Annotated in this window: 1 protein-coding gene; it reads left to right on the top strand. The window is 55.9% G+C overall.

Annotated features, from left to right (window positions below; translation table 11 throughout):
- Positions 1-83: 83 nt before the first annotated feature.
- Positions 84-1,211, top strand: coding sequence for an IS481 family transposase (locus tag A9G05_RS26960; protein ID WP_083272687.1), 1,128 nt, complete (start codon positions 84-86; stop codon positions 1,209-1,211).
- The last annotated feature ends 51 nt before the right edge of the window (positions 1,212-1,262 follow it).

Genomic DNA, 1,262 nt, shown 5'->3' with positions numbered 1-1,262 from the left:
TGTACGGACCGGAGACATAGCTGACAGGTGTGCGGAGACATGGTTGACACTTTTCGGCAAGCCAGCCTTGCCGGGTAACGACCATGCCTTGGAACACGAGAGACGCTATGAGCCTAAAAGCAGAGTTCATTGCCCTGGCACTTCTTCCCGACAGCAACCGAAGGGAGCTGTGCCGCCGTTTCAATATCAGCCCGCAAACAGCCTACAAATGGTTAAAGCGATATGTCGCGGAAGGCGCTGCGGGTTTACAGGAGCAGTCCCGGCGACCGCGCAGTAGCCCTCGGCAAGCGTCTGCAGAGATCGAAGCGCAAGTGGTGGCCCTTCGACGAGCACATCCAGCCTGGGGTGGGCGCAAGATCAGTCATGCTCTGGGTTGCTGCGTTGCGCCCAGTACGGTGACGAACATCCTGCATCGCAACAACTTGGTCGAATCGCCTGGGCCGGAGGTGAAGAGGCCCTGGCAGCGTTTTGAGCACGAAGCTCCTAACGACCTCTGGCAAATGGACTTCAAAGGGTATTTCCTGACCCACCAAGGCCAATGCCATCCCCTGACACTGATCGACGACCACTCTCGTTTCAGCCTCGCTATTCAGGCCTGTGCAAATGAGAGGCGACAGACAGTCCAGGAACGCCTGATAGACGTGTTCAGGCGATATGGCTTGCCAGCGAGAATCAACACCGACAATGGCGCACCTTGGGGTTCTCCACGCAATCCTGGCGAGCTTTCGGAGCTTGGCGTCTGGTTGGTCAGCCTGGGAATTCGACTGAGCTTCAGCCGCCCCTACCATCCGCAAACCAATGGCAAGGATGAGCGCTTCCACCGATCCCTCAAACTGGAAGTTCTCAAGGGTCAGCATTTCCATGATCTGGCGGAAGCCCAGTCAGCATTTGATCGCTGGCGAGAAATCTACAACCACCAGCGCCCGCATGAAGCTCTGTCTTACCAGGTTCCTATCAGTCGCTATCGGACGAGCCCCTGGAAGTATCCCGAACAACCAACAGAGTTCGAGTACGGTCTGGATGATGTGTTGGCGAAGGTCTACCACAGCCGTTTCCGCTTCAGAAAACGCTACTTCCGCATTGCCAAGGGCTTAGCTGGGAAAGTGATAGCAATACGTCCGCACTCAGATGCCGAACATTTGTTCGATGTGTACTTCTGCCACCAGCTACTTCGAACCATTGACCTGAATGACCCTGACTACGGTCCATAATGTGTCAACCATGTCCCCGCACATGTGTCCACCATGTCTCCGGTCCGTACA

The organism is Pseudomonas sp. ENNP23, from assembly GCF_001728945.1.
Taxonomy (GTDB): Bacteria; Pseudomonadota; Gammaproteobacteria; order Pseudomonadales; family Pseudomonadaceae; genus Metapseudomonas; species Metapseudomonas otitidis.
The sequence above is the reverse complement of the archived record's forward strand: the minus strand, read 5'-3'. Positions and strand labels throughout refer to the sequence as shown.